This window comes from Micromonospora sp. NPDC048935, assembly GCF_043197875.1.
Taxonomy (GTDB): domain Bacteria; phylum Actinomycetota; class Actinomycetes; order Mycobacteriales; family Micromonosporaceae; genus Micromonospora.
The window spans coordinates 37,796-64,249 of record NZ_JBICTZ010000009.1; the positions used below are offsets into that span (position 1 = coordinate 37,796).

Annotated in this window: 22 protein-coding genes, 1 pseudogene and 2 riboswitches; of the genes and pseudogenes, 10 read left to right on the forward strand and 13 right to left on the reverse strand. The window is 70.3% G+C overall.

Annotation, left to right across the window (positions count from 1 at the left end; all coding sequences use genetic code 11):
- Positions 1 to 85: 85 nt before the first annotated feature.
- From ACGFIW_RS23860 to ACGFIW_RS23870, 3 genes are all read right to left on the reverse strand, one after another.
- Positions 86 to 1,585, reverse strand: coding sequence for a phosphoesterase (locus ACGFIW_RS23860; RefSeq protein ID WP_393319592.1), 1,500 nt, complete (start codon positions 1,583 to 1,585; stop codon positions 86 to 88).
- Positions 1,586 to 1,760: 175 nt separating this feature from the next.
- A complete protein-coding gene (locus tag ACGFIW_RS23865) occupies positions 1,761 to 3,758 on the reverse strand; it encodes a Xaa-Pro dipeptidyl-peptidase (RefSeq protein ID WP_393319594.1) in 1,998 nt (665 codons plus the stop codon).
- Positions 3,759 to 3,878: 120 nt separating this feature from the next.
- Positions 3,879 to 4,541: a hypothetical protein gene (locus ACGFIW_RS23870; RefSeq protein ID WP_393319597.1), complete on the reverse strand. Its 663-nt coding sequence runs from the start codon at positions 4,539 to 4,541 to the stop codon at positions 3,879 to 3,881.
- Between the two features lie 413 nt (positions 4,542 to 4,954).
- Here ACGFIW_RS23870 and ACGFIW_RS23875 point away from each other — a divergent pair, with 413 nt between their 5' ends.
- Both ACGFIW_RS23875 and ACGFIW_RS23880 read left to right on the forward strand, forming a co-directional pair.
- Entirely contained in the window at positions 4,955 to 5,917 is a 963-nt protein-coding gene (locus ACGFIW_RS23875; protein WP_393319600.1) for an AraC family transcriptional regulator, read from the forward strand.
- A 293-nt stretch (positions 5,918 to 6,210) separates the two neighbouring features.
- On the forward strand, positions 6,211 to 7,158 hold the full coding sequence (locus ACGFIW_RS23880) for an ion transporter (protein ID WP_393319603.1): 948 nt from the start codon (positions 6,211 to 6,213) through the stop codon (positions 7,156 to 7,158).
- A 227-nt stretch (positions 7,159 to 7,385) separates the two neighbouring features.
- Here ACGFIW_RS23880 and ACGFIW_RS23885 read toward each other — a convergent pair whose 3' ends face one another.
- Positions 7,386 to 7,736: a DUF1330 domain-containing protein gene (locus ACGFIW_RS23885; protein WP_393319605.1), complete on the reverse strand. Its 351-nt coding sequence runs from the start codon at positions 7,734 to 7,736 to the stop codon at positions 7,386 to 7,388.
- Positions 7,737 to 7,860: 124 nt separating this feature from the next.
- Positions 7,861 to 8,451, reverse strand: a complete 591-nt coding sequence (locus ACGFIW_RS23890; protein WP_393319608.1) for a TetR/AcrR family transcriptional regulator — start codon at positions 8,449 to 8,451, stop codon at positions 7,861 to 7,863.
- A gap of 110 nt (positions 8,452 to 8,561) precedes the next feature.
- Between ACGFIW_RS23890 and ACGFIW_RS23895 the strand changes: the two genes are divergently transcribed.
- The gene (locus ACGFIW_RS23895; RefSeq protein WP_393319611.1) at positions 8,562 to 8,915 is read left to right on the forward strand and encodes a TraR/DksA family transcriptional regulator; all 354 of its coding nucleotides are present in this window, start codon (positions 8,562 to 8,564) and stop codon (positions 8,913 to 8,915) included.
- Positions 8,916 to 9,138: 223 nt separating this feature from the next.
- Here the strand turns inward: ACGFIW_RS23895 and ACGFIW_RS23900 are convergent, their stop codons facing one another.
- Positions 9,139 to 9,636, reverse strand: coding sequence for a GNAT family N-acetyltransferase (locus ACGFIW_RS23900; RefSeq protein WP_393319614.1), 498 nt, complete (start codon positions 9,634 to 9,636; stop codon positions 9,139 to 9,141).
- Positions 9,637 to 9,837: 201 nt separating this feature from the next.
- Complete coding sequence (eno, locus tag ACGFIW_RS23905) at positions 9,838 to 11,103, reverse strand: phosphopyruvate hydratase (RefSeq protein ID WP_393319617.1); 1,266 nt, start codon at positions 11,101 to 11,103, stop codon at positions 9,838 to 9,840.
- Between the two features lie 118 nt (positions 11,104 to 11,221).
- On the opposite strand from eno, the gene ACGFIW_RS23910 reads away from it, so the two are divergent.
- Positions 11,222 to 12,163 (forward strand): MerR family transcriptional regulator, encoded by a 942-nt coding sequence (locus tag ACGFIW_RS23910; RefSeq protein ID WP_393319619.1) that lies wholly within the window; start codon positions 11,222 to 11,224, stop codon positions 12,161 to 12,163.
- Positions 12,164 to 12,249: 86 nt separating this feature from the next.
- Here the strand turns inward: ACGFIW_RS23910 and ACGFIW_RS23915 are convergent, their stop codons facing one another.
- Positions 12,250 to 13,245 carry a ribonucleotide-diphosphate reductase subunit beta gene (locus ACGFIW_RS23915; RefSeq protein WP_357559711.1) on the reverse strand — a complete coding sequence of 332 codons (996 nt, stop codon included), beginning with the start codon at positions 13,243 to 13,245 and terminating at the stop codon, positions 12,250 to 12,252.
- A gap of 53 nt (positions 13,246 to 13,298) precedes the next feature.
- A pseudogene (locus ACGFIW_RS23920) lies at positions 13,299 to 15,617 on the reverse strand (ribonucleoside-diphosphate reductase subunit alpha).
- Between the two features lie 194 nt (positions 15,618 to 15,811).
- A riboswitch (cobalamin riboswitch) is annotated at positions 15,812 to 16,029 on the reverse strand.
- 559 nt (positions 16,030 to 16,588) lie between these two features.
- Between ACGFIW_RS23920 and ACGFIW_RS23925 the strand changes: the two are divergent.
- Positions 16,589 to 17,983, forward strand: a complete 1,395-nt coding sequence (locus tag ACGFIW_RS23925; protein ID WP_393319622.1) for an enolase C-terminal domain-like protein — start codon at positions 16,589 to 16,591, stop codon at positions 17,981 to 17,983.
- Between the two features lie 8 nt (positions 17,984 to 17,991).
- Positions 17,992 to 18,714, forward strand: a complete 723-nt coding sequence (locus ACGFIW_RS23930) for a FadR/GntR family transcriptional regulator (RefSeq protein WP_393319625.1) — start codon at positions 17,992 to 17,994, stop codon at positions 18,712 to 18,714.
- Between the two features lie 140 nt (positions 18,715 to 18,854).
- On the opposite strand, the gene ACGFIW_RS23935 is transcribed toward ACGFIW_RS23930, so the two are convergent.
- The 4 genes from ACGFIW_RS23935 to ACGFIW_RS23950 all read right to left on the reverse strand — a co-directional run bounded on the left by ACGFIW_RS23935 (position 18,855) and on the right by ACGFIW_RS23950 (position 22,953).
- On the reverse strand, positions 18,855 to 19,667 hold the full coding sequence (locus ACGFIW_RS23935; RefSeq protein ID WP_393319628.1) for an ATP-binding cassette domain-containing protein: 813 nt from the start codon (positions 19,665 to 19,667) through the stop codon (positions 18,855 to 18,857).
- Positions 19,667 to 20,719, reverse strand: a complete 1,053-nt coding sequence (locus ACGFIW_RS23940; protein WP_393319631.1) for an ABC transporter substrate-binding protein — start codon at positions 20,717 to 20,719, stop codon at positions 19,667 to 19,669. Before ACGFIW_RS23940 ends, ACGFIW_RS23935 begins: the two co-directional genes overlap by 1 nt.
- Positions 20,720 to 20,759: 40 nt before the next feature.
- Complete coding sequence (locus ACGFIW_RS23945; protein WP_393319634.1) at positions 20,760 to 21,767, reverse strand: ABC transporter permease; 1,008 nt, start codon at positions 21,765 to 21,767, stop codon at positions 20,760 to 20,762.
- A gap of 307 nt (positions 21,768 to 22,074) precedes the next feature.
- Positions 22,075 to 22,953, reverse strand: coding sequence for an amidohydrolase family protein (locus ACGFIW_RS23950; protein ID WP_393319636.1), 879 nt, complete (start codon positions 22,951 to 22,953; stop codon positions 22,075 to 22,077).
- Between the two features lie 289 nt (positions 22,954 to 23,242).
- A riboswitch (cobalamin riboswitch) is annotated at positions 23,243 to 23,317 on the forward strand.
- A gap of 57 nt (positions 23,318 to 23,374) precedes the next feature.
- On the opposite strand from ACGFIW_RS23950, the gene ACGFIW_RS23955 reads away from it, so the two are divergent.
- From ACGFIW_RS23955 to ACGFIW_RS23970, 4 genes are all read left to right on the forward strand, one after another.
- Positions 23,375 to 23,578 carry a CbtB domain-containing protein gene (locus ACGFIW_RS23955; protein WP_393319639.1) on the forward strand — a complete coding sequence of 68 codons (204 nt, stop codon included), beginning with the start codon at positions 23,375 to 23,377 and terminating at the stop codon, positions 23,576 to 23,578.
- Positions 23,569 to 24,339, forward strand: a complete 771-nt coding sequence (locus tag ACGFIW_RS23960) for a CbtA family protein (protein WP_393319641.1) — start codon at positions 23,569 to 23,571, stop codon at positions 24,337 to 24,339. Before ACGFIW_RS23955 ends, ACGFIW_RS23960 begins: the two co-directional genes overlap by 10 nt.
- Positions 24,336 to 24,935, forward strand: a complete 600-nt coding sequence (locus ACGFIW_RS23965) for a histidine phosphatase family protein (protein WP_393319644.1) — start codon at positions 24,336 to 24,338, stop codon at positions 24,933 to 24,935. Before ACGFIW_RS23960 ends, ACGFIW_RS23965 begins: the two co-directional genes overlap by 4 nt.
- Positions 24,936 to 25,375: 440 nt before the next feature.
- A complete protein-coding gene (locus ACGFIW_RS23970; RefSeq protein ID WP_393319646.1) occupies positions 25,376 to 26,401 on the forward strand; it encodes a polysaccharide deacetylase family protein in 1,026 nt (341 codons plus the stop codon).
- Positions 26,402 to 26,454 lie beyond the last annotated feature (53 nt).

A 26,454-nucleotide genomic window follows, 5' to 3' on the forward strand; every position in this document is an offset into this window, starting at 1 on the left:
GAACGCGACGCGGGCCCGGCCGGCTCCCCCGACGTGGTACGTCGAGCGGAGCCGGCCGGACCCGCGGTGCCGCCGGCGCGTGGGATCAGCGCACGTGCACGAACACCGGGTTCGAGTAGAACCACAGGTCGTCCCACGGGCTCTCCAGCCCGTCGGCGAGCGGCTCGGCCTCGTCGGTGCTGGTGCCCCGCACCCGCGCGTAGGTGTCGGACTCGACGTTGCGCAGCGTGTGCCGGATGACGTAGTCCTCGCCCTGGCGACGCCAGTCGCGCGGGCCGAAGCGGGCCACCACCTTCGTGGTGGGGTTGGTGTCGGCGTCCAGGTTGGCGCTCGGGCCGGTGATCTGACCGACGATCAGGTCGACCCGACGGACCTCGGGGCGGTCCCCGTTCGCGTTCAGGCCGCCCGGCGGACGGAACCTGACCTCGATCTCGACATCGGTGCGGCTACGACGGCTGACCGTGATGGTCTCGCCCACCTCGGCGGTCCTGCCCTGGGACCTGGCGGTGACGTCGAGGTTGCGGATCAGGTCGCCGGTGGTGACGAAGATCCGACCGTTGCGCAGACCGTCCATGATGTCGCCGTAGTCCTGCCGGGCGTGCACGTACGTCTTGCTGTACTCGCCCGGCCAGAAGTCGGAGCCGCCGCGCGTCCAGTGCACGTGCGAGTCGGACGTCGCGGTGATCCACCAACGCCGCCCCTCACCGAGCAGCGAGTCCCACAGTCCGCCGACCCGGGCGGTCATCTGGTCGAAGCCGCCGTAGGTGGGGTGGTTGCCGTACCCGCCCCGCTTGCCACCGTTGAGCGGGCCGGCCTGGTGGCCGGGTGCGCCCTCGAAGCCGATGTAGACGTCCGGTGCGGCGTTGTTGCCGTTGCGGAACTCCCGCGGGGTGTCCTGGCCGTAGACGCCGAGCCCGGGCGCCGAACGGGACGCGTGGTGGGCGATCACCAACGGCTTGTGCGGCATGCCCCGGGCGACCTTGAGGAACTCCACCATCTTGGCCTCGGTGTCGCGGGCCGGGTCGGTGGGGAACGCATCGTACTTGGCGAACCGGCTCTCCAACTCGAAGAGCTGCTTCGCCTCGTCGTCGTGGCGCGGGATCATCAGCGTGTGATGGTCCAGCGAGGGCGCGTCGAACTCCATCCCCCAGAACTGGAGCACCTCGGGGACCAGCTTGCGCGACCGCAGCAGGTCGGGGTAGGCCTGCTCGATGTTCACCTTGGAGTGCGTCGGTCCACCATGGTCGGTGCACATGGCCCAGGTCAGGCCGAAGTTCTTCGCCATGATGGCGTTAGTGACGATCGGGTAGACCGCGTCGGCGCCCTTGTGGAAGACGATCGGGCTCTTCGTGGTGTCGAACTCGCCGCTGTACTCGGAGTGGACGTGGTGGTCACCGGCACGCCACACCCGGCTCGTGGAGTTGCCCCGGCCGTCGCCGGGCCGACGGTCCTCGTCGGCCCACGCCGCGCCGGCACCGACCAGCGGGCTGGCCGCGGCCAGCGTCGCGCCGACGCCCGCGTACTTGACCAGCTTGCGCCGGGACAACTGCGTGTGCTCGGTCTCTTCGGGTTGCTTGTCTCGCACCTGGGGCCTCTCCTCGATCAAGCGAATGCTCTTTCGATCAAGGAGCCTCGAAGAACGTCGTGAACATCCGTCGTACGGAGAGCGGGCCCACGATGAACACCCCGGCCTGACCAGCCAAAGGACCAGTTGACGATGGCAGCGGGTCACACCTCGACCGCAGGGTGTGCCCGGCCGGTCAGGGCACCTGCCGGGTGTCGTGGGACCTCCGGGCGGCCGACGGGTCGACCGGTGCGGTCACCACCGGCGGTGCGACATCGACGGCGGGCAGTCCGGCCCGGCCGGCGACCGGCAGGGTCAGCGCACTGCGGCCGAGGTCGACGCGAACGGTGGCGTCGCGGTCGGTGGTGTCGGTGAACTGCGGGTCGCTCTGACCGAGCACCAGACCGAGTACGTGCCCGGCGGGCACCACCGCGTCGTACGCGTTGAGCGGGATGGTCACCGTGTACCAGCGGTCCGGCCGCAGCGGCGTGGTGAACCGCAGCGAACGGTGGTGCGCGGCGTCGAGCCACCCCCGGGCCAAGACGGCGTGGTCGGAGACCTCGGTGACCTCCTCGGTGTCCCGGTAACAGGCGTCGTCGACGTCGGTGGAGGCACCCCAGCAGGACTCGGTGTCCAGCGTCCGCACGCCCCCCGCACCGGCGAGCGACACCCGCTCGGCGGTGCCGTAGTCGACAAGCCGGGCGGTCAGCTGGGTGGTCGGCCGGTCCACCCGGACCCGCAGCCGCACCGACGGGCTGCCGGAGATGCGCAAGGCGCTGGTCAGCGCGCCGGACAGGAAGACCAACCGCCCGGCGGTCGCGGTGCTCGGCGCGGCGACCAGCTCGTCCTCGAACAGCGACTCGTCGACGTACGCCCGCTCCTGACCCGGCCGCGCACCACGCCCGCCGAGGGTGCCGGTCACGCCGTCGCCGACGCCGAGGGGCACCCGCACGTCCCGGGTGCCGGGGGCGGGCCAGTCGCGCTGGGTCGTCCAGGTGCCCGGCGCGGTCTCCAGGTCGACCCGCGGCTCGTCCATCACCCCGTTGGGCAGCCCCTGCAACCAGTAGTCGAACCAGCGGTGCAGGGCGGCCACCCACTCGGCGCGTCGAACGTCGAACGGGTCCTGGTGGCCGGTCTGGTGCAGCCAGAGCTTGCGGGGCACACCCTGCTCGGCCAACTCCTGCCACCAACCGGCGAACTGGTTGGTCGTGACGTTCAGGTCGTTGAGGCCGTGCGCCAGGAAGACACTGGCCCGGACCCGGTCGGCCGAGGGCCGGTAGTCGCGCCGCGCCCAGAACCCGTTGTAGTCACCGGTCTCCTCGGCGCTGTCCGCGCGCAGGCGGGCCAGCACCTGCGCGCAGGCCGCCTCGGGGCGCCCGCTGACGTCCGAGTGCAGGTAACCGGGGTAGTCGGTGGCGACAAGTGACCCCTGGTAGCGCATGTAGTCGTACCAGCTGGAGATCGCCGAGACCGGCACGATGGTGGCCAGCCCCGGCACGCCGGTGGCGGCGACGCCGTTGGCGACCGAACCGTCCCACGACTTGCCGATCATGCCGACCTGCCCGGTGCTCCAGGCGGCGCTTACCGGCCGCCCTGCGGCGTCGTACGCGAGAGCCCGCCCGTTGAGCCAGTCGATCACCGCCGTGGCGCTGCCCACCTCGGCCGGGCCGCCGACGTCCTCACAGCCGGTCGACCGGGCGGTGCCGGCCAGGTCCACGGCGGCGAAAGCGTACCCGCGTGGGACGAAGTAGTTGTCGTAGAAGAGCGGGACCTTGGCGATCACGCCAGCCGCGTCGTACGTCTTACGCTCGCCCTCGTTGCCCCGACCACAGCAGAGGTAGTACGGGGAGGCGTCCATGATGACCGGCACCCGCACCCCGGCGGCGGCGGCCTCCCGGGGCCGGACGAGGTCCACCGCCACCCGGTCGGGCACCCCGTCGCCGTCACTGTCGGCGCGGGTCTGGACCCAGACGCTCTCCCGGATCGCGTCGGCGTAGGAGTAGGCCGGAACGGTCTCGTCGCCCACCACGTGCGGCGGACGGGGGTGGTGCCGGGTCGCCGTCTCGGCCGCCGCCGGGGCGGCTGCCCGGGCAGACGCGACCACCGGGGTCGCGGGTAGTGCCGCCACCAGCAGGCCGACCAGGACGGCGGCGACCCGTGCGCGGGTGCCACCGGACAGCGGCGTTAATGTCATCAATGTCCTCCCGGGGAGTGACACACGCATCAGACTCCGTCGAATCGATGCTCGTTCAGCCTAGTGCCCGCGGCGGACCCGGTGCCGGACAAGAGGTCCCCAGGCGGCCGGGCGGCCTGCTCAGAGCCGGGCGCGGGGCAGCCAACCGAGAAACCGGAGCCGGACCCGGGGCAGCGGCACGGTGGGCAGATCCTGGGCGGCGGCGACGAGGCAGGAGCCCAGGTAGACCGCCAGGGCGGTGCGAGCGCCACCGAACTCGGCCAGCAGTTGGCTCTGCTTCGTGGCGCAGGGCCACTCACGCCCACATCCGGTGCAGGTCCAGCTCGGTGGGCTGGGAAGGTGCTCGGGCAGCTTCGAGCGGCGGTACCGGCCGACGACGCTGTTGTCCGCGCGCACGTCGCGTCGGCGCGGCACCGGGCCTCCGTTGCGGTGCGCGACCGGGCGGGCACCCGGCAGGTAACGCCCGACGGTGCCGAGCAGCACGCCGACGCGGATCAGGGCGTCCGGCCCCACGTGGTGGGTCAGCAACGCGGTCATCAGGTAGTGCCCCAGCAGGTCGAACGCCTCACGACTCAGACCAAGATCACGGCAGAGGTCGACGAAGCCCGGTGTGGTCAGCGGCACCCGGTTGTCGAGCGCGCGGCGCACCACCTCGCGCAGATCGGCCCCGAGGCGCTCCACCGCGTCGCTCTCGCCCAGCCCCAGGCTGTCCCCGTCGGCCACCCGCGCCAGCGCCTCCGCCACGGCCAGTCGAACGACGCGGTCAGGATCGGTACTGTCCAAGGCTCACCCTTTCGTAGGCCAGTCACCCGGCGGCGGCCCGATCGCCCGGCGGCGCCCCGGAGAATCATGAACAAGATTTCGCTGTCGCCCACGACGATGGCTAGGACAGCAGACGCAGAATCCGCCGACGGGTTAGTCGGAAAGCGAAGTCCGGCTGCCGACACACCTCGGCGATTCGTCAGACGACCGACGGCGGTTGTCGTATGGTGACATTCCCATCGACAGATATCCCGCCATTGACCTGACCCGATGCCACCTCCACCGGTCGCTGCCGTCCCGCTCGCGACGTTCCACCTCACTGCACCGCCGGCCAGTCACACACCGGGTCACCGCCGAACACCCCGGCACGTCCCGACCCGGCCCTCGGCACCAGTTCACCCCCCGGCGGTACCTCCACCGGACGGAGACAGCGGATGACGTCAACACCCGTGCAGACCCGACAGTTCGACAGCCGTGACCCGGTGGCGATTCACGAGTTCCTGTCCTCCACGTACGACCCGAGACTGCGCCTGCACAGCAGGAACAGGTTTCGACTCACTCATCACCGCGTCGACGCCGGCCCCTTCGCCCTGGCGACCACCCGCCAGACCGGGCAACTCGACATCGGCGCCACCACCCTCGACGGGCTGGTCCTCGGCCGTACCCGCACCGCCCGCGTCGACCGCGTCTGTGCCGGCTCGGCCAACCGGTTCGGCCCCGGTGAGGTCTTCCTCGTCACCAAACCGGAGGAGCCCTGCACCGTACGCTGGCATCCCGGCGAGGTGGAGCTCTGCGTACTCGATCTGTCGGTTCTGGAACAGGTCGCCACCGCCGCGCCGGGGCGGCGGCCCGGTCGGATCCGATTCACCGACCTGGGTCCCGCCGACGCGGCGCTCGCCCGGCAGTGGCGAAACACCACAAGCTTCGTCAGCGATGTCGTGTTGAACAGCCCGACCGCCAGCGCGCAACCGCTGGTGATCGGCAACGCCGCGCGGATGCTCGCCGCGGCGGCGCTCGCGGTCTTTCCGAACACCGCGTTCACCGAACCGACCGCCGCCGACCGACACGACGCCAGCACCACAACGTTGCGACGAGCGATCACCTTCATGGAGGAGTACGCCGACCGGGACATCAGCGCGGCCGACGTCGCCGCCGCCGCCGGCGTCTCCCTGCGGGCGGTGCAACTGGCCTTCCGTCGTCATCGTGGCACCACCCCGATGGCGTACCTGCGTCGGATCCGGCTCGCTCGGGCGCACCACGACCTGCTGCGCGCCGACCCCCGGCAGGAGACGGTGTCGGCCATCGCCAGCCGATGGGGATTCGCCAGCCACAGCAGGTTCACCGCCCGCTACCACGCCAGCTACGGCGTGCCACCCCGCGAGACACTGCATGCCTGAGGCGGGCAGGGCACACCCCCACGGGCACGGGACACCGTCGGAGAGCCCCGTCCGGGCGACGGCATCCAGCAACGAGCCGGCTGCTGCGCGGCGCAGCCTCCTGCGGGCGGACCTGTTCGCCATCAGCCGTGCGGCCCGCACCGCCGCGGGTGTACGGGTACCGCGACTGCTGATGCTCGATCGGGAACGGCCGCTTTCTTCCCTCCGCCCCCGGTGACGCCGGAGCGGACGAGCCACGCCTGAGTGGATCGCACGGTCGCCCGCGATCATTGATCTTGGCTAGGCTGGCGGGCATGCCCGCCAGCCCCATGCCCGCCCAGCGGCGTGAGCCGGGCCCACCCGAGCGGCATCGATCCCGTTGGGCAGCGCACTGCGCCCGGCTCGCCGGCTCACGCCCCTTCGAGATCGCCATCGTGGTGGTCATCCTCGCCAACGGGGTCGTCCTCGGCCTGGAGACGTACGACGACCTGACTCCGGCGGGTACCGCACTGCACTGGCTGGAGCTGCTCTTCCGGGCCGTCTTCGTCGTCGAGATCGGCGTCCGGCTGGCGGCGTACGGCAGGCGTCCACAGGACTTCTTCCGGCACGGCTGGAACGTCTTCGACTTCGTGGTGATCGCCGCGATCTTCATACCGGGCCTGCACGGCGACCCCGCGCTGCTGCGGGTCGTGCGGGTCGCCCGGATGGTGCGGCTGGTGCGGTTCTCGCCGGGCCTGCGGACCATCGTCTCCGCGCTGTGGCGCAGCCTGCCGGGCGTCACCGGGTTCCTCGCCCTGGCCGTGGTGACGCTCTACGTCTACGGCATGGCCGGCTGGCTGATCTTCGGCAGCAGGTACCCGGACGAGTACGGCGACATCGGCAGGTCGCTGCTGACGTTGTTCGTGCTGCTGTCGCTGGAGACGCTGCCGGACCTCATCGAGCAGGGCATGGCCATCTCACCGTGGACGCTGCTCTACTACGTCAGCTACGTGGTCATCACCGTCAACCTGCTGCTCAACATCCTCATCGCCGTCATCGTCAACTCGATGGAGGAGGCACGCCGGCTGGAGATGACCGAACGACTGGCCCCCGACTACGACGAGGACGGCGACGGCGTACCGGACGAGGTGGACCGCATCGCGCTCACCCAACGGCTGGACGACCTGCGGGCGGTCATCGCCGAGTTGGAGCGCGAGTTGCGGATCGACCGGGACGACGGGCACGGCCGGCCGCACCGGGAGGGCACCCGCACCAGACGGTGATCCGATGCTCGTGCTCCGTACTCCCTTTCGGATGGTGTCGACGGCTCCGTGCTCGGTGAGGGCAGCTTCGTCGACCTGCTGCCGCGCGACCGGCCGGTACGGCTGGGCCTCCGGCCCGACGAGGCGCCGCGCTCTCCGCCCCGCACACCTGCACCGTCAGGTGGGCGATCCCCGCGCACGCCACGGCATGCGCGGGGATCGCCGGACGGCGGTTCAGCGAGCGACTGTCACTGGCCGAGCAGGGTCCGGATCTGACCCGCGTAGCCGGCCACCGTGAAGTCCGGGCCCACGGAGTCCACCAGGATCAGGTCGTTGATGGTGTGCTCGACGCGCAGCGACAGGATGGCCTGGTACTCGGGCGAGTTGTACCAGGTCCTGGCGGTCTCCGCGTCCGGGAACTCGATCAGCACGACCGAGCCGGGCCAACTGCCCTCAAGGACCTGCACCTCGGCGTCCATGACGAGCCACTTGGCGCCGTACGGCTCGGTGGTGGCCTGCACCTGCTCCAGGTAACGCAGGGACTCCTCGGTCGGCACACCGCCGGGGATACGCAGGTGGTTGATCAGGTACGTGCTCATGTCGCACTCCTCAACGTGGGTGATGGGATCCGGTCGAAGAAGTACGACCGGTCGTCTTGTAACTGACAAGCGCTGCGGCGGTTGGCCTGGGGCGCGCGTCAGCGTGGGTGGGGACCGACGCGGATCAGGTGAGGATCCGCGTCGTGGTGATCGTGAGGAACTCGCGGAGGGCAGTCAGGTCACCGGAGGCCTTCGCCCGCGCCGCCGCACCCTCGTAGCTGGAGACGATGAAGCCGGCCAGGTCACCGGCGGGCTCGTCACCGTGCAGCTCACCGGCAGCGCGCGCCTGCTCGATCGCCCCGGCGAGCGTGGCGACCCAACGGCCGAAGCCGGCGTCCACGGCGGCGCGCAGAACGTCGCTGTGCGCCGGGATCTCACTGGCGAAGTTGCCGAGCAGACACCCGCGGTCCCCCATGGTGTCGCCGAGGCCGGTGATGTAGCGGAGATGGCCGACGATCCGCTCGCGCGGCGTTCCGCCCCACTTCTCGTCCAGCATCTCCAGCCCCATCGCCGCCGAGTATCTCGCCACCGAGTCGAGGGCGAGATCTTCCTTGCTGGCGAAGTGGTTGTAGAAGGTGCCCTTGGGCGCCCCGGCTGCGGCGACGATGTCCTGAACGCTCGTCCCGTTGTAGCCACGCAGATGGAACAGATCCAACGCGGCGTCGGACAATCGCTGCCTGGTCCCGGCGGAGGCCGGCGACTTGGGTCGTGGCATGTCGTGACGCTCCTTCGCTCGGGTACTGGCTGACCCCATCACGATATGACCAGTCGTCTCGAAATGCCCAGCGATGTGACCACGGTCATTCCGCAGTACGGTGAGTGGTCATGACCAGCAACTCCAGCGCGGTTCGCGAGGCACTGCTGCGACTACGCCAGGAGACCGAGGCGCAGGCCACCGCCCTGGACGGTGACCTGCGCAGCCTCTTCGAGGCATCCCGGTCGTCGAACGCCGACGACGAGCACGACCCCGAGGGCAGCACGATCGCCTTCGAACGCGCGCAGCTCACCGCCGTCCTGGACGCGGCCCGCCGACGCCTGGCCGAGTTGGACGTCGCGCTGCGGCGGATCGACGAGGGCAGCTACGGCATCTGCGAACGGTGCTTCCGACCGATCCCCGCCGAACGGCTCGTCGCCCGCCCGTCGGCGCGGACGTGTGTCGCCTGCGCCCGCCGACGGTGACGGTGCTCGTCCCCCGCGGAATCGGTGGCCAGGGTGTTCGCGGCCGAGTGACCGGCGCCCACCATAAGGGTGTGCCGACCAACGAACCCGTCCCGGTCGGCGCCGAGCACGTCCCGCAGGGCGTGTTCCGGGTACGCCGTCGCGTCGGCTTCGCCCCTCGGGCCGGACGCGTTCATCGGGTGACTCCTCCTGGTGGTGGCCCGGCAGGAGTGCCGTGGGTTCGTCAGGTGATGACCGGACTGCGGCGTTCCAGCAGGACGACGTCGCGCCAACGGTCGTGGTGACGGCCGACCCGCTCGCGTACGCCGATCACGCGGAACCCGGCCCGCTTGTGCAGCGTGAGGCTGGCGGTGTTCTCCGGGAAGATCCCGGACTGGATGGTCCAGATGCCGGCCGCCTCGGTGGAGGTGATCAGTGCGTCCAGCAGCAGGCGGGCGACGCCACGGCCCTGGGCGGCCGGGTCGACGTAGACGGAGTGCTCGACCACGCCGGCGTAGACGGCGCGGGTCGAGGTCGGCGAGACGGCGATCCAGCCGACGGTGCCGCCGTCGCGGTCGACAGCCACGAAGCGGTGCCCGGGCAACCGCGCCGCGTCGAAGGCCGCCCAGGTGGGGGCGGTGACCTCGAAGCTGGCGTTGCCGGTGTCGAGGCCCACCTGGTAGATCGCCAGGACCCGGTCGGCGTCGGCGTCGGTCATGGGTCGCACGGTGATGTCAGCCATCAGCAGGTTCCCTTCGGAGGAGATCAGAGACCGTCCTGACGCCATCACCGTTACGGGTGGCGAGCGGTGGCACTCTCGAACCTAGATCCGCCCCTCAAGCCCCCCACCCACGCGATCTTGCAGTTTGTGTCGCCGAAACGCCTGGAATGTGCTTTATATGGGGACAGAAAGTGCAAGATCGCGCGGGTGGGGGGGTGCGTTTTAGTGGCAGCCTGCGTAGACGGCTCGGTCGCTCAGCTCCTCTTCGATGCGGATTAGCTGGTTGTACTTGGCTGTGCGGTCGGAGCGCGACAGCGAGCCGGTCTTGATCTGGCCACAGCCGACGCCCACGGCCAGGTCGGCGATCGTGGTGTCCTCGGTCTCGCCGGAGCGGTGTGACAGGACCACCCGGTAGCCCGCCTTGTGGGCGGCGTCCACGGTGGCGAGGGTCTCGGTGAGCGTGCCGATCTGGTTGACCTTGACCAGGATCGCGTTGGCGTAACCGCCCTCGATCCCGTCGCGCAGCCGGTCGACGTCGGTGCAGAAGACGTCGTCGCCGACCAACTGCACCCGCTCCCCCGCCGACGCGGTCAGCCGCTTCCACCCGGCGAAGTCGTCCTCGGCCATCGGGTCCTCGATCGAGCTGATCGGGTATCGGGCGATGAGGTCCAACAGGTAGTCGATGTGCTCCTCGACGGTGCGCTGACGCCCCTCGCCGACGTAGTCGTAGACGCCACCGCGGAAGAATTCCGAGCTGGCCGGGTCGAGACAGATCGTGATGTCGGTGCCGGGCTCGTACCCGGCGTCCTCGATGGCGCGCAACACGAAACGCAGCGCCTCGTCGGCGTCCGTGACGGTCGGCGCGAAGCCACCCTCGTCACCGACGTTGGTGCTGTGCCCGGCCGCGGCGAGAGACGCCCTGAGCGTGTGGAAGACCTCCGAACCCATCCGGACCGCCTCGGCGAACGTCCGCGCCCCGACCGGGGCGATCATGAACTCCTGGAAGTCGAGCGGGTTGTCGGCGTGCGCGCCGCCGTTGATGATGTTCATCATCGGCACCGGCAGCAGGCGGGCCCCGACACCACCGACGTAGCGGTAGAGCGGCTGCCGGTGTGCCGACGCCGCCGCCTTGGCCGTCGCCAGGGACACCGCGAGGATCGCGTTGGCGCCCAGTCGGCCCTTGTCCTTCGAGCCGTCGAGAGCGATCATCGTCTCGTCGATCAGCGCCTGGTCCTCCGCGTCGAGCCCGCGCACCGCGTCGGCGATCGCGCCGTTCACCGCGGCGACCGCCGTCGTGACGCCCCTGCCGTGGAAACGCGTGTGGTCTCCGTCGCGCAGCTCGACCGCCTCGTTCGCCCCCGTCGACGCCCCGGACGGCACGGCGGCCCGGCCGGTCGACCCGTCGGTGAGCACCACGTCGGCCTCCACCGTCGGGTTGCCCCGGCTGTCGAGGATCTGCCGACCGCGTACCCGGCTGATTGCCGTCATCACACACTCCCTGCTCACGATGCCTTTTCGCAGCCAGACTGGCAGGAAACGGCGGCGGTGGCACCGCGACGATGGACACGTTGACCCGTACCCCGGGGTGCGGGTTTAGGGTCGCGGGATGCGGGTGGGTGAGCTGGCACGACGGACCGGGACCACGGTCCGGGCGCTGCGGTACTACGAGTCGGCCGGGCTGGTCGTGCCCCGGAGGCTGGGCAACGGCTACCGGGAGTACGACCCGATCGCGGTGCGGCTGGTGGCCCAGATCCGCGAGTTGATGGCGCTCGGCCTCACCGTGGAGGAGACCCGCCCGTTCGTCGAGTCGATCGCCGGTGGCGCCGACGAGGCCGACGTGTGCGCGGCGGCGGTGGCCACGTACCGCAGCACCATCACCGGCCTCCAGGAGCGGATCGGTCGGTTGACCGCCCAGCGGGACGCCCTGGACGCCCGCCTCGACGCGGCCGCGACCCAGGTCGTGCCCGGCAGTGCGACGGTCGGCACCGACCCCGCCGCACTGGTCGGAACCAGCCTGCCACGGCTGTCCTTCTACGGCACCGACGGCCGCCCGGTCGATCTCGGCGCGCTCGGGGCCGGACGCAGCGTCATCTTCGTGTACCCCCTGACCGGGCGGCCGGGTGTCGACCTGCCCAACGGGCTGCTGGAGGTCCACGGCGCCCGGGGCAGCACCGAGCAGGCCGCCTGGTTCCGCGACCACCACGCGGAACTCCGCGCGGCCGGCGCGGCCCGGGTGTACGGCCTGTCCGCGCAGTCGACCGGGTACCAGCGGGAGCTCGCGCACCGGCTGCGGTTGCCCTACCCGCTGATCCCCGACCCGAGGCTGACCCTGGCCACCGCACTGCACCTGCCCACCAGCACCGCCGGTGACATGACCGTCTACGAGCGACTGACCCTGATCATCGCCGACGGCGTGGTGGAACACGTCTTCCACCCGATCCCGGACCCGGCGTCGCACCCCCTGCACGTCATGCGGTGGCTCACCAAGCGACGCCGGGCCCCCGGACCGCCCCGTCCCCGCGATCTTGCACTTCCTGTCGCGACATAAGAGAGCATTGTGCGCATATCGGCGACTGAAACTGCAAGATCGGCGCGGACGGGGCGTTCCTCAGGGGCGGCGCGGGGCCGCGGTCGTCAGAAGTCGTCGTCGAAGGCGACGGTGCCGGCCACCCCGACCTGGTACGCCGACACCCGCCGCTCGAAGAAGTTGGACAGCTCCTGCACGTCCTGCAACTCCATGAAGGCGAACGGGTTGCTCGACCCGTAGTGCGGGGCGAGGCCGAGCTGGGCGAGGCGACGGTCGGCCACGTGCTGGAGGTACTCCCGCATGTCGGCCAACGTCAGACCGGGCACCCCCTGACCCACCAGGTCCTCGGCGAACTGCACCTCACACTCCACGGCCTCGGTGAGCATCTGCCGGACCTGGTCGGCGAGGTCGTCGTCGAACAGGTCGGGTTCCTCCGCGCGGGCGGTGTCGACGACGTCGAACGCGAACGCCATGTGCATGGACTCGTCGCGGAACACCCAGTTGGTGCCGGAGGCGAGGCCGTGCAGCAGGCCGCGGGAACGCAGGAAGTAGACGTAGGCGAAGGCGCCGTAGAAGAACAACCCCTCGATGCAGGCGGCGAAACAGATCAGGTTGAGCAGGAACGTCCGCCGGTCGTCGCGGGTCCGCAGCTCGCGCAGGTCGTTCAGCGAGTCGATCCAGCGGAAACAGAACTCGGCCTTACGGCGGATCGACGGGATGTTCTCGATGGCCGCGAAGGCGGCGAACCGCTCGGTCTCGTCCGGCACGTACGTGTCGAGCAGGTTGAGGTAGAACTGGACGTGCACCGCCTCCTCGAACAACTGCCGGGACAGGTAGAGGCGACCCTCCGGGCTGTTGACGTGCTGGTAGAGGTTGAGCACCAGGTTGTTGGCGACGATGGTGTCACCGGTGGCGAAGAACGCCACCAGCCGGCTGACCAGGTGCCGCTCGGCCGGCGACAGTTTGTCCAGGTCCGCGAGGTCGGCGTGCAGGTCGACCTCCTCCACCGTCCAGGTGTTGCGGATCGCGTCGCGGAACCTGTCGAAGAAGTGCGGGTAGCGCATCGGGCGGAGCGTGAGGTCCATCCCGGGGTCGAGCAACATGTGCGTGGTCCTCGTGTCGGTGGTGCCGGCATCGGTGGTGGGGTCGGCGGCTGTCACTGGCAGGCCTCGCACGACTCGGGGTTCTCCAGCGAGCAGGCCAGCGCCGCCGCGTCGGCCGCCACCGGGGCGACGACCGCGACGGTGGCCTGCTGGATCCGCGTGGCGGGGCGCGAACGCAGGTAGTACGTGGACTTCAGCCCGGTCTTCCAGGCGTACAGGTACATCGACGAGAGCTTGCCGATGGTCGGCGCGGCCAGGAACAGGTTCAGCGACTGAGACTGGTCGATGAACGGGGCGCGGGCGGCCGCCAGGTCGATAAGCGCCCGCTGCGGCAGCTCCCACGCGGTACGGAACAGCTCCCGGACCTCGGCCGGCAACTCCGCGATGTCCTGCACCGAGCCCTCCGCCCGCCTGATCGACGAGCGGATCCGGTCGGTCCACAGACCGCGGGCCTTCAGCTCGCCGACCAGGGCCGTGTTGACCTGGAGGAACTCCCCCGACAGGGTCTCGCGCTTGAACAGGTTGGACACCTGCGGCTCGATGCACTCGTAGCACCCGGCGATCGAGGCGATGGTCGCGGTCGGGGCGACCGCCACCAGCAGCGAGTTGCGCAACCCGTCCGCCGCGACCCGTTCCCGCAGCGCCGCCCAGCGCGCGGTCTGCGTACCCTCGACACCCCACAGGTCGGGTTGGAGCTGGCCCCGCGCGGCCCGGGTCTGCGCGTACGCCGGGTGCGCGCCGAAGCGACGCGCCAGGTCGGCGGAGGTCTCCAGCGCGGTCAGGTACAACTCCTCGCTGATCCGGGTGGACAACTCCCGCGCGGCCGGCGAGTCGAACGGCAGCCGCAGCGCGAAGAAGACGTCCTGTAGGCCCATCAGCCCCAGCCCGACCGGCCGCCAGCGGGGGTTGCTCGCCGCCGCCTGCGCGGTCGGGTAGTGGTTGATGTCGATGACCCGGTCGAGGAAGGTCACCGCGGTACGGACCGTGGCGCGCAGCCGGTCCCAGTCGATGCCGCCGTCGGTGAGGTGCGCGGCGAGGTTCACCGAGCCGAGGTTGCACACGGCGGTCTCGGCGTCACTGGACACTTCGATGATCTCGGTGCACAGGTTGGACAGGTGCACCACGTTGCCGTCCTCGGCGGTCTGGTTGCACAGCCGGTTCGCGGCGTCCTTGAACGTCATCCACCCGTTGCCGGTCTGGGCGAGGGTGCGCATCATCTTGCCGTACAGCTCCCGCGCCGGGACCTACCGCACGTAACGGCCCTGCGCCTCGGCCTCCCGGTACGCGGCGTCGAACCGCTCCCCCCACAGGTCGGGCAGCTCGGGCACCTCGTGCGGGTCGAACAGCGACCACAGCTCGTCGGCCTCGACCCGGCGCATGAACTCGTCCGGGACCCAGTTGGCCAGGTTGAGGTTGTGGGTGCGCCGGGCGTCCTCGCCGGTGTTGTCCCGCAGTTGCAGGAACTCCTCGACGTCCGGGTGCCACGGCTCCAGGTAGACGCAGGCCGCGCCCTTGCGCCGGCCACCCTGGTTGACCGCGGCGACGCTCGCGTCCAGCGTGCGCAGCCACGGCACGATCCCGTTGGACTGTCCGTTGGTGCCGCGGATCAGCGCGCCCCGGGACCGCACCCGGGAGTACGCGATGCCGATGCCGCCGGCGAACTTGGACAGGTTGGCGACCTGGGCGTACCGCTGGTAGATCGAGTCCAACTCGTCGCGCGGTGAGTCGACCAGGTAGCAGGAGGACATCTGGGTGTGCCGGGTGCCGGAGTTGAACAACGTCGGTGAGCTGGGCAGATAGGCCAGGCTGGACATCAGCCGGTAGAAGCCGACCGCCTCGTCCGGCGTCTGGGACAGCCCGCAGGCCACCCGCAGCAGCCAGTACTGCGGGGTCTCCAGCACCAGCCGGCTGGTGGGGTGGCGCAGCAGGTACCTGTCGTACACGGTGCGCAGGCCGAAGTACTCGAACCTCCGGTCGCCGTCGGCGTCGATGGCGTCGTCGAGTACCGCGGCGTGTGCGGCGACGAACGCGGCGGTGTCGTTCCCGATCAGGCCCTCGGCGTGCCCGACCCGGATCGCCGCGCTGAACGAGGTGACGCCCTGCCGACGCACTTCCTTGTCGACGTAGCCGGCCAGCAGCCGGGCCGCGAGACGGGAGTACTGCGGTTCCTCACCGATCATCTCGGCGGCGGTCTGGATGGACAGCCGGTCCAGCTCGGCAGTCGTCGCGCCGTCGTACAGCCCGCTGATCGTGCGGGTGGCGACGCGCAGCGGGTCGACGTCGGTCAGGTCGTCGGCCCACCGCTCGACCGCCCGGACGATCTTGTTGACATCCACGGACTCGGTGCTGCCGTCGCGTTTGCGGACCTGCATCGGCGTCCGCCGCAGGGCCGCGTCGCCGTGTGCCGGGACTACCTCGGTGACTGTCACCACTCACTCCTCGCGAGTTCGAGACCTGGTGGCCTTCGGACGCGCGGAGACAGACACCGTCGGACGCCACGCCGGGCAGGCGCGGGTCAGGTGGCGTCGGCCGTCCCACGCGGCCTCGGACCGCCGCCCACCCGGATGTGGGTGCACGGCGCGCTGGCAGGTCTTCGGACTCACGGGCACGACCGGGTTCGCCGGTCTCCTACTGGCCGTCGCTTCCCAGACCGATTGGTGGCCCAGTGCTCATGACGGCTGTCGTTCCCACTCACCGCTGCGGGACAGTCCCGGATTTCCACCGGGTTCCCTCTTGCCTCGACCGCTCGGGTTGAGCGGCCGAACCAGCTGCGTCGACACCATATATAGGGACGCTGCGGTTGTCACACCCCACATGTCGGTGCCGGGCGTGTCGCCGCCGTGACGGGTGATGGTCGTCACGGGCGCGCGCGACCCGTGCCGAACGCGGCCCGCGCGGCGGCACACACCCGTGCGGACGCGACATCGAGCAGGTGCCGACATGCGGAAAGGTGTGATGTATTAAGTCTTCAGACGTAAGGATCCCTATTTATTTCCGACCGTCAATGTCAGAATGTGAAGTGGACATCCAATCTTCCGGGGCGCCCATCAGCTCCGCGCGGCAATTTCTCAATCCTGCCGGTCGCACATCGACACTCCGGCAACGACGACGAGCCGCCGCGCGGCAGGGTGCCTACCAGCGCCACACATGTCGCCACAGCCGCCGCCGAGGCCCGCGGGCCGGGTGCGACGACCGGGGCGACAGCACGCTGACACATTCGCATCGGGACCGATACATTAGATGTCTTGGATTCGTGGGTGATCGACGTCGTTGACGTGCCGGATTAGCCCTCCGTATACTCCCAGAGATCATCTGATCTTTAGCCTAGCCGGGCGAGGAGCGCATGCCGCAGATCACTGCCGTCACCATCGAGGACGTCCGCTTCCCCACCTCCCTGACCGCTGACGGCTCCGACGCCATGAACAAGGACGGCGACTACTCGGCGGCCTACGTCGTCCTGCACACCGACGGCGTCGACAGCACGGGCGCGCCACTCGCGGGCCACGGTCTGACCTTCACCATCGGTCGCGGCAACGACATCGTCGTCGCGGCGGCGGTCCATCAGGCACAGCGCCTCGTCGGCGTGGACGTCGCGACGATGGCGGCGGACATGGGCGCCGTCTACCGCCTGCTCACCTCCGACTCCCAACTGCGGTGGCTCGGCCCGGAGAAGGGCGTCGTCCACCTGTCGCTGGCCGCCGTGCTGAACGCGTCGTGGGACCTGGTCGCCCGGCTCGCCGACAAGCCGCTGTGGCGGCTGCTCGTCGACATGTCCCCCGAGCAACTCGTCGACATCGCGGACCTGCGCTACCTGTCCGACGCGCTGACCCGGGACGAGGCGCTGGCCATCCTGCGCGCCAAGGAGAGCACCAAGGCCGCCCGTCTCGCCGAGCTCGACCGGACGGGCTACCCCGCCTACACCACCTCGGCCGGCTGGCTCGGCTACGGCGACGACAAGCTGCGCCGGCTGTGCCAGGAGGCGGTCGACAGCGGCTACGGCTACGTCAAGCTCAAGGTGGGCGCCGACCTCGACGACGACATCCGCCGCTGCGCCATCGCCCGAGAGATCCTCGGCCCGGACCGCAACCTGATGATCGACGCCAACCAGGTGTGGGACGTCGGTCAGGCCATCGAGTGGGTCAAGGCCCTGGCCCAGTTCGAGCCACTGTGGATCGAGGAGCCGACCAGCCCCGACGACATCCTGGGCCACGCCGCCGTCCGTCGCGCGGTCGCGCCCATCGGCGTCGCCACCGGCGAGCACTGCCACAACCGGGTGATGTTCAAGCAGCTGTTCCAGGCCGGGGCCATCGACTTCTGCCAACTGGACACCGGCAGGTTGGCCAGCATCAACGAGATCGTCGCCGTGCTGCTGCTCGCCGCGAAGTTCGACATCCCCGTGTGCCCCCACGCCGGCGGTGTCGGCCTGTGCGAGATGGTCCAGCACGTGTCGGTGCTCGACTACGTCGCGATCTCGGGCGATCTCACCAACCGGGTCACCGAGTTCGTCGACCACCTGCACGAGCACTTCACCGATCCGTGCGTCATCCGGGACACCGGCACGGGCAGCGGTTACGTCCTGCCGCACCAGCCCGGCTACTCCACCCGGATGCGCCCCGAGTCGGTCGAGCTCTACCGGTTCCCCGACGGCGACTACTGGACGGGGACGGACCCGACTACCGTGGCGTCTCCGGCGGCGTACGTGATCGCGGGTGGGGCGGCCACCCCCGCCGGCCGGTAGGGGGTGTCATGTCGCGCACCGACGAGGTGGTGAACGGCATCAAGCGGATGATCCTCGAAGGGCGTTTCAAGCCCGGGGACCGTCTGCCCATCGAGAAGGATCTGGCCGAGTCGCTCGGCGTCTCGCGGGGTTCACTGCGCGAGGGGATGTCGGCCCTGTCGATCCTCGGCATCGTCAACATCCGCCAGGGTGACGGCACGTACGTCACCAACCTCGACGCGCCGCAACTGCTGGCCCCGATGGGCTTCGTGGTGGATTTCCAGGGCCAGGGCGACACACGGCACATCCACATCGTCCGACGACTGCTGGAGTGCGAGGCCGCCCGCCTGGCGGCGACCAGGATCACCGACGAGGCCCTCGCCCAGGCGGCGGAGTTGCTCGACGAGGCGGCCCGGATCGCCGGACGGTCTCCGCAGGAGCACGAACGGATCATGGAGATCGACATCGCGTTCCACCGGATCATCGCGGTGCACGCCGACAATCCGGTGCTCGTCGGTCTGATCGAGGCGTTCGCCGGGCGCACGCTGCGCGGCCGGCTCTGGCGGAGCCTGCACGAGGAGGGCGCGGACCGGCGTACCCACGACGAGCACGTCGCGATCCTCAAGGCCCTCGTCGCACGCGACCCGGAACGCGCCCGGATCCGCATGGCCAACCACCTGATCGGGGTGGAGGAGTCGCTGCACGGGCAACCCGACGACGCCGACGCCAACGTCGAGCCCGCGCGGTTCTGAGCACCCGCCCCGGCGGCCGGCGGCGTGGTGCGCACCCGTCGCCGGCCCGGGCCTGCGGGGCGAGTCACCGATCGACGCGTGCGTCACCACCAGGGGGCGTTTCGGAGGTGCTGGCCGCCCAGCACCTCCGAAACGCCCCCCTACTCCCGATCCGCGCCGGTGCTGCCGGTCATCGCCGCGACCAGGTCGTCGGTGGTCACCTCGTCGGCACGAAGCCGGGCGGCCCGACGACCGAGCCGCAGCACCTCGACCCGGTCGGCGATCTCCAGCACCTGCGGCATGTTGTGACTCACCAGCACCACCGACATGCCGGCGTCGCGGGCGCGCCGGACGACGTCGAGCACCCGCCCGGTCTGCACGACACCGAGCGCCGCGGTGGGCTCGTCGAGGATGACCACGCTCGTCGCCCAGATGATGGCGCGGGCGACCGCGACGCACTGGCGCTGCCCACCGGACAGCATCGCGATCGGGGTGGTGACCCGGGGGATCCGCACACCCAACTGGTCCAGGGCCGCGGCGGCGCCCTGCCGCATGGCGCGCTTGTCGAGCAACCCCAGCCGGCCGAGCGGCCCGGAGCGCAGGATCTCCCGACCGAGGTACAGGTTGGCGGCCACGCTGAGGTCGTCGGCGACGGCGAGATCCTGGTAGACGGTCTCCACCCCCGCGCGCCGGGCGTCGACCGGCGTGGAGAACTGGACCGTACGACCACCCACCCGGATCTCACCCTCGTCCGGTGGGTGCACACCGGACAGCGTCTTGATCAGGGTGCTCTTGCCGGCGCCGTTGTCGCCGATCAGCGCCACGACCTCACCCCGATGGACCGTGAAGTCGGCACCGCGCAACGCCTCGACGTGGCCGAACCGCTTGACGATGCCCTGGGCTTCGAGGACCGGCGCCTCGTCGGCGGTCGGCTGCTTGTCGCTGTCGGCGGTCGCCGTCGGGGTCGCGCCCATCACTGCACCGGAGGGTTGGCGCAACTCGGCTCGAGCACCGCCTTGATCTCCGCGGAGTCGATGTTCTCCTTCGTGACGAACGTGACGCCGGTGTCCGCCGATGCCAGCGGTGCCTTGTCCCGCAGGTGCTTGACCATCTTGTCGACGCCGAAGTAGCCCATCTTGAACGGGTTCTGCACGACCAGCGCGGAGATCTGGCCGCTGCGCACCCCGGCGATCTCGTCCGGGGCGGCGTCCCACCCGATGATGACCACCTTGCCGGACTTGCCGGCCGCCTGGATGGCCTGCGCCGCGCCGAGCACGCTCGGCTCGTTGGCGGCGAAGATGCCAGCCAGGTTGGGGTTGGCCGTGAGGATGTTCTCGGTGACGCGTCGTGCCTCGTTGACGTCACTGCGGCTGGGCTGCTGGCCGACCAGCTTCAGGTTCGGGTACTGGGCGAGGCCGGCCTTGAAGCCGTCCACCCGCTCGGTGTTGGTCTGCGACCCGGGCTGGAACTCGACGAGCGCCACCTGGTGGTTGCCGGGGCCGAGTTCGGTGGCGAGCAACTTCGCCGCCTCGGTGGCCGACGCGCGGTTGTCGGTGGCGAACAGCGGCACGTTCGCCGGCTGCGGGCTGGTGCCAGAGTCGATCATCGCGACCGGGATGTTCGCGGCGAGCGCCTTGTCGGTGGCGGGTGCCAGCGCACTGGAGTCGGTGGCCGCGTAGACGATGCCGTCGACCTTCTTGGTGACGAAGTTCTGGATCAGGTTGACCTGGCCCTCGACATCGGTCTCGGCGGTCACCCCGTCCCACTGGACGGTGACGTCTCCCGCGCGCTGCGCGGCGCACTCCGCGCCCGCCTTCACGGTGTTCCAGTAGTCGGCACCGACGGCCTTCGGCACGACGGCGAGCTTCAACGGACCGCTCGCCGCCTTCGTCGCGCCGTCGCCGCCGTCGCGGACTTCGACCCCGCCGCAGGCACTGAGCAGAGCGGTCGCCGCGGCGGCGGCCAGAACGGCCTGTACGCGTAGAACGGGCCGCCGCGCCCGCCGGCTGGTGGTGGTGTGCGCCATGGTGTGTGTCCTTCCTCGTTCGGACTCTCGGAATGGCATGTCAACCCCGTGATTCCAGCCGCCGGCGGCGGTACTGGTCGAAGTAGACGGCGGCCCAGATGATCAGGCCGACGATCACCTGCTGGTAGTGGATGCTGATGTCGAGCAGGACAGCGCCGTTACGCACCAGGGCGATGAGGAACGCGCCGATGATGGTCCCGACGATCCGCCCCTGACCACCGAACAGGCTGGCGCCGCCGATGACCGCGGCGGCGATGACGTCGAGTTCCAACGAGATCCCGTAGTTCGGCTGGCCGGAGTTGACCCGGGACGCGGCGATCATGCCGCCCAACCCGACCAGCACACCGGCCAGCACGTACACCCCGGTCAGGTGACGACCCACCCGGATGCCGGAGCGGCGGGCTGCCTCCAGGTTGGAGCCCATCGCGTAGGTGTACTGACCGAAGCGGGTCTGCGAGAGCAGGAAGGCGACGCCGACCGCGACGAGGACGGTGATCAACACGGCGAACGGGATGCCGAGGATCTCCCCGTTGCCGAGCAGTTGGAAGGAGCGGGGCAGGCCGTAGACACCGACCGCGCCGGTGATGATGAAGACCAGGCCCCGACCCACGGACATCGTGCCCAGCGTCGCGATGAACGGCGGGATCCGGGCGACGGTGACCAGCAGCCCGTTCAGCAGGCCGGCCAACGCGCCGACGCCGATCGCGACAGCCGTCGCCGCCCACACCGAGAAGCCGAGGTCGCGGACGACCATCGCTCCGACGACGCCGGCGAGCGCGGCGACCGACCCCACGGACAGGTCGATGCCCTTCGTGATGATGACCATCGTCTGCGCCGCGGCGATGATGGCGATCACCGCGGTCTGCGCCCCGATGTTGAAGAGGTTGTCGGCCGTCAGGAAGTACGGACTGGCGAAGGTCAACGCGATGAACAGGACGACGAGCGCCGTCGCCGCGGTCAACTCGGAAACGGCGTGGGAGATCCGTTCGCGGAACCAGTCGCTGAGTTCGCCGCGCTGCGTGCCGGCGGATGCCTCGACGGTGCTCATCGTCGGATCTGACCTCCCAAGCGTGGCCCCGGCGCAGCGACGGGGGGACCCCCAGCGCGCCAGGAACCTCTCAGCCACCCAGCCTGCCCGGCGGGGAGCGCGGCCGCTTGCCCGCGCCACCCGTCGGGATAGGTCGGATGTTTCCCTCGATCAGGCGTTACCTTGCCAGCATTGACGCATGTTGCCAAGGTCTTACGGCCATGTTGTCGCCGTTACCTGATCCGGTGAAGCCATACGTCCGACCAAACTGGCACTCCACGCGGCCCGTCGGCCGTGGCCGAGCGGGGACCCGGCCGACCGCGAGGCGTCAGGGCGTCTCCAGCCGGTACGCCCGGCGGGCGGTCCGTCGCCAGATCGCCGCCCGTTCGTCGTCGCCCAGCGGGCCCAGCAGCTCGGTGAGTGCCTCGACCCAGCGCGCGTACGAGGACGCGAGCAGGCTCACGGGCCAGTCCGAGCCGAACATCAGCCGGTCCGGGCCGAACACGTCGAGCGCGTGCTCGACGGCGGGCCGAAGGTCCGCCGTCGTCCACGAGGGACCGTCCACCTCGGTGACCAGACCGGAGAGCTTCGCCGTCGTGTTGGGCTCGGCGGCGAGCGCCCGCAGGTCGCGGGGCCAGTCGCCGAGGCCGGCGCGCCCGAGCGACGGCTTGCCGAGGTGATCCAGGACGAACCGCATCTGCGGCAGGTCACGGACGAGCCGGGTGGCCGCCGGCAGTTGGTGGTCGCGCACCAGCAGGTCGAACGCCAGGCCGGCGGCGCCCACGGCGGCGATGCCGCGCCGGATGTCCGGGCGGTCGAGGTAGGCCGGGTCGGGCTCGGACTGGACGAGGTCGCGAATGCCCACCAGCCGCTCTCCGCCGCGCGCCGCCTGGAGCCGGGCGAGGCGGTCGCCGACGTTGTCGGCGGTGAGGTCGACCCAGCCGACGACCCCGGCGATGAGGGGGTCGTCGGCCGCGATGCCCAGCAGCTCGGGCGTCTCCGTCCGGACGGGGACGGACTGCACCACGACGGTCTGGGTGACTCCGGCGGCTCGGGCCACCGGGGCGAGGTCGAGGGGGGTGAAGTCGTGGTCGATCGCGGCCATGGTGTGCGGATCGATCCAGGGCTGCGGGTGCCGGGCCCGGACCCAGAGATGATGGTGCGCGTCGACGACGCCCTGGCCTGGCCCAGGCTCGTTGGTCGTCATCGGACACGTCCTGGCGTGCTCACGTACTCTCCACCCCGCCCGTTCATTGGTCAGATGTCCAGGTCGGCTCGGTGCTAGGGAACCGAGCCGGCAGTTTGACCATGCTAGCCGTAACAGGCCGCCCGTGGGGCTGCGGAGTGCGCCCATCGGCGTAACCAAGCATCATATCTTTGGCATCCAAAATTGTCGATACCACCGTGCCGTGGCGAGTTGCCCTCCGCGCTGGCGGCCGGGTTGACCGCCTGCGGCGGCACCGATACCGTCGACCCACTATCTGCGGCGACGCGAGGGAAGCCGGTGTGAATCCGGCGCGGTCGCGCCACTGTAAGCGGTCCCGGCTCACCGGGGCCGCGAGCCAGGACGCTCGGTCGTCCGCAGCCTTGCGATGGGGACGCGTCATCCCCGGGGAGGTTCGTGTCATATGTCTACTTCCACGTCACGCCAGCCGTTGGTGCATCCCGCTGGCAACACCCGCCTGCTGTGGACGGTCCTCGCGACCGTCGTGGCGCTCAGCCTGCTGGCCTACCTCGTCGCCTTCGATCAGGGAGCCGTCTCGCGCAGCGGGATGTACCTGCACGAGCTGATGCACGACGGCCGGCACCTGCTGGGTGTTCCGTGCCACTGACGTCCGCCACCGCTCCCCCGTTCCTCACCGTCCTCGCCCGCGGGCTGCTCGCCGGCCTGATCGCCGGCCTGCTCGCCGGGGCGTTCGCCTACGTCGCCGGCGAACCGCGCGTCGAGGCGGCCATCGCCATCGAGGAGGCGGCGACGCACGCCGAGCCCGCGACCGGCGGGCACGACCACGAGGATGCCCTGGTCAGCCGGGCTGGCCAGCGCGGTGGCCTGTTCCTGGCCACCGGCCTGTTCGGCGCCGCGATGGGTGGCCTGCTGGCCACCGCGTACGTGCTGCTGTCCCGGCGGCGGCAGAGTTACGACGACGGCCGGTCGGGGCTGCTGCTGGCCGGCGCGGCGCTGCTCGGCGCGGTGTTCGTGCCGTTCCTGAAATATCCGGCGAATCCGCCGGCCGTCGGCGACCCGGCCACCATCAACCAACGCACCGTCACCTACCTGCTGATGGTGGTGCTCGGTCTGGTGGCCGTGTGGGCCGGCACCCTCGGTTACCGGGCGGTCGGCAACCAGGCGCCCGCGTGGCAACGCGCCGGCGCGGCCGCTGGTGGGTTCCTGCTGGTCAGCGTGGTGTCCTATGTGGTGATGCCCTCCTTCCAGGAGGTCCCGGCCGACTTCCCGGCGACCCTGCTGTGGGACTTCCGACTGGCCTCGCTCGGCACCCAGGTGGTGCTCTGGGCCGGGATCGGCCTGCTGTTCGCGGCCCTGATGCACCACGACCTGCGCCGCCGGGCCGCCACCGCACTGCCGAGCACGTGACCGGCGCCAGCCTCCGGCTGGTCGCCCACGGTCACACCGCCGCGCTGCGTCGGGCCCGCTTCGGCGGGACCGACGACGGCCTGGACGAGGGCGGTTTGCGTGCCGCCCTCGCCCGGGCCGGCTCCGACCGGCACGGGCACGGCAGCGCCGACGACGCCTGCCTGACCAGTCCGGCGGCGGCGGCCACGCAGACCGCGTCCGCTTTCGGCCTGCGGCCCGTCATCGAGGCGGCGTTGGCCGACTGTGACTACGGCGACTGGACCGGGCGGGCGTTCGAGGAGGTCGCCCGCGACCATCCGCAGGCGCTGCACGAGTGGCTGTCCGCACCGGACTCCGCACCACACGGGGGTGAGTCCGTCGCGGCACTGCGGGACCGGGTCGGTGGTTGGCTGGACGGGCAACGCGCACGCGGGGGGCGGATCATCGCGGTCACCCACCCGCTGGTGATCCGGGTCGCGGTCGTCCACGCCCTCGACCTGCCGCTCGCGACGTACCGGCAACTGGACGTGGAGCCGTTGGCCATCGTCCGGCTCACCAGCCAGGGCACCCGCTGGCAGTTACGACTGGGCGCGACACGAGCGCACTCCCCTGCGTGATCCGCTCGCGTTCGCGGACGTCGGGGTGCCGGGGTGCTCGACTCGATCTTCAGGAAGTCGGGGTGTCCGGGCCGGTGCGACGGACCGGTTTCCAGGAAGCCGAGTCGATCACGGCGCGCTCCGATAATTCCGGTTCCTTTCCGGATCTCGCAAGGCGTCAAGGCGGCTGTTGGCGTAATCGAGTTGTGGCAGTAAGCGATCCGTCGCGATCGGTCGTGCCTGACGACCACGGGGTCGAGCCCGGAACGCCGTCCTGCCGCGTTCCGGAGGACTACCGGAAATTGTTGACGCATCGGAAATCTCGCTGCAATACTCCGATCCATCGGGGTCAATGCGATCACTTCGCGAGGATTCGGTTTGGCCTCTCCACTCACCCACACCTGTCCGGATCGTGCTGCCCGCGTTCCGGGCCAGGTCCGGCCCGCGAGAAGGGGCATCAGATGAGCAAGGTCTCTCCCGGCACGGCTCTGCGGTCGAGCCGGATACGCGCCGCGCTGACCGTCCTCGCCACCGCCGTCGCGATGTGCGGCGTCGTCCTCGCGGCCACCTCGACCCCGTCGAGCGCCGCCACCTGCAACGGATACGTCGGCCTCACCTTCGACGACGGGCCGACCGGCAGCACCGGCACACTGCTCAACGTGCTGCGCAACAACGGCGTACGGGCCACGATGTTCAACGTCGGGCAGAACGTCCAGAACAACCGCTCCGCCGCGCAGGCACAGGTGGCCGCCGGCATGTGGGTCGCCAACCACAGTTGGAACCACTCCCACATGACCTCGATGAGCCAGGCACAGATGCAGTCCGACCTGTCCCAGACCAGTTCGGCGATCCAGTCGGCCACCGGCAGTCGGCCGCAACTCTTCCGGCCGCCGTACGGCGAGACCAACTCGACCCTCCAGTCCGTCGCGTCGTCGCTCGGCATGCGCCAGGTGATCTGGGACGTGGACTCCCAGGACTGGAATGGCGCGAGCGTCAGCCAGATCGTGTCCAACGCGAGCCGCCTACAGGCCGGTCAGGTCATCCTCATGCACGACGGGATCCAGAACACCCGCGACGCGATCCCCCAGATCATGGCCAACCTGACCAGCCGCAACCTGTGCCCCGGCATGATCTCGCCGTCCACCGGCCGAGCGGTCGCACCCGACGGCTCGACCCCGCCGCCCAGCACCGGGACCCCGCCGCCCAGCACCGGCAACTGCACCGCGACCGCGACGACCACCAACGTCTGGGGCGACCGATACAACACGTCGGTGACGGTCAACGGCGCCAGCACGTGGACCGTGGTGGTGGCCATCACCGCACCGCAGCGGGTCTCCACCGTCTGGAACGGCAACGCCACCTGGGACAGCAGCGGCACCGTCATGACCATACGGTCCAACGGCAGCGGCAACACCTTCGGCTTCACCACGATGACGAACGGCAACAGCAGCGCCCGCCCACAGATCCGGTCCTGCACCTCGGGCTGACACCGCCCAGGTGAAGACGTGCGCGGTGGGTGCGCCCGGCACCCACCGCGCAC